Annotated in this window: 2 protein-coding genes; both read right to left on the bottom strand. The window is 62.7% G+C overall.

What is annotated here, in order from left to right; translation table 11 throughout:
- A partial coding sequence (locus tag EOA60_RS35910) for a thermonuclease family protein (RefSeq protein ID WP_281060820.1) occupies positions 1-292 on the bottom strand: 292 nt, incomplete at its 3' end.
- Between the two features lie 180 nt (positions 293-472).
- The coding region (locus EOA60_RS38550; protein WP_128312776.1) for a hypothetical protein at positions 473-681 on the bottom strand (209 nt) is incomplete at its 5' end.

Below are 681 nucleotides of genomic sequence, written 5' to 3'. Positions count from 1 at the left end.
CCCATGTCACGAACGTGCAGTTGACCGGCCCCGATGCGGCCAGGAAGGCGTCCAAGGCTTCGGCCGATCGCCGGCCGCAGGGATACTCGAACCCCTTGGCGTCGTCGCAATATTGGCGGCTCTCCGGCGCGTCGATGCCGTTGAAGCGAACCCGCTGCCCGTGAACCTCGATCGTGTCGCCGTCGATGACGGATGCGACGCCGATGATCGGTTGCGGCTTGGGACCTATCAAGTTCTGCAGATTGATTGCGGGCAAGCTGTCGCTGTGCTGCATTGCGGCCTGTGCAGCCAAGGCAGCGGCCGCCGCGACAGTCACGAAAATCAAACGCCGTGGCACGCTCGCCCACCGCAGGGCGCGCGAGCGCCTCGCGCCGCCGCGCTTGCGCCACTGATCAGACCGATTGTGGTGACGAGACCTGTCCAAGCCCTTTCCCCCGCTCGGAAGGATGCTCTCAAATAGGATCGAAGTCCACTATGGCTGGAGCAGAGCGCCACCGTATTGCGCCCAAAGATGTTCGCAGTCCCACACCCGTAAGCTTGGCGTTCCTGGTTCCCCATAGAGAACCATCGAACCGCGAACGTCATACCCAAGCACCGACGCATTGGCCACGAACTGGATGGCGCGCCCTAAGCTGATGCCGCCGATCCGGGCTTCATTTTTGCTGGTGAGGTCTATCACTC

The sequence above is a fragment of the Mesorhizobium sp. M1A.F.Ca.IN.020.06.1.1 genome, assembly GCF_004023265.1.
In the GTDB taxonomy this organism is placed as follows: Bacteria; Pseudomonadota; Alphaproteobacteria; order Rhizobiales; family Rhizobiaceae; genus Mesorhizobium.
Note: the sequence above shows the minus strand (reverse complement) of the source record. Positions and strands in the feature narration are given on the sequence as shown.